This window comes from Shewanella benthica KT99 (genome assembly GCF_000172075.1).
GTDB lineage: Bacteria > Pseudomonadota > Gammaproteobacteria > Enterobacterales > Shewanellaceae > Shewanella > Shewanella benthica_A.
In genome coordinates, this window is the sequence record NZ_ABIC01000127.1 from 1 (window position 1) to 988 (window position 988).

Genomic DNA, 988 nt, shown 5'->3' on the forward strand with positions numbered 1-988 from the left:
ATCCATCTGACGATCTCGTTGCCGCTGATCGGGCTTGCTTCCATGCGGTATTCCATGCCCTTAAAGTCCCAGCTTTGCTTCTGTTGCACCTGTTTCCAGGTGAGTGTCACTCTGGGCGGATAGCGGAATTTATCCTGCTTGATGGCTGATTTTAGTTTAGTGGCCTGCTGGCCCACTATTTTCAGTGTCGCTTCGAGCATCACATAGGTCCCTAGCACTCGCTGCTTGTAGGGTTTGAGGCTGTGGTTCTCTATCAAGATAGTCGGCAGGTGTCTGGCATCACCATAGCCATTGGAATAACGAGGGCTGGGATTCCACAGCGACATGCCTTTAGTGATATCTGTGTTATCTATGGCAAAGACTAAGGGGCCGGGAATATGGCCTTGGCGAGTGAGAGCCGACTCGATGGCGGGACGGTAACTCTTCTCTAACCAGGCATAGCTAGCAGGGCTGAGTCCCTGTGGTAGGTTATAGCCGAAGGTCACATCATACTGATAGTCGATGCCATCGGTGACGTGTATATCGATATAGAGATCGGGTTGCCATTCGTTGATGGCTTGTAGCATATGTTGCATCTCTAATGTATCGGCCTTGGCATAATCGCGGTTTAAATTGAGGTTATTAGCTGTTGTACGCCAGCCCATATTTACCGGGCCGCGTTGGTTTACCCGATTGTATTGGCTTGAGCGCTCGTGGCCATCGACACTGAAAATAGGTACAAACAACAAGTTGGCATTATCGAGTAGTGCACCTTTATTACCCAGAACGATATCACGCAGTAACATCATACCCGCGTCTTTACCGTCGATCTCGCCCGAGTGAATCCCCGCCTGAACCAGCACGCTAGGCTTACCGTTCTCGGCTAATACTGCTGGAGTATCGGCACCTTCGCTCGAGGCTATGATCATCCAGATATCCCGTCCTTGTGGGCTCTTACCTAGGCTAACCTTGTTTAATTTGTCTGTTTGGGCTACGAGTTTATCCAACC

The 988-nt window shown here is 50.1% G+C and carries 1 protein-coding gene; it reads right to left on the bottom strand.

Annotation, left to right across the window (positions count from 1 at the left end; translation table 11 throughout):
* On the bottom strand, positions 1 to 988 hold a 988-nt coding region (locus KT99_RS19885), incomplete at both ends, for a M14 family metallopeptidase (RefSeq protein WP_040572255.1).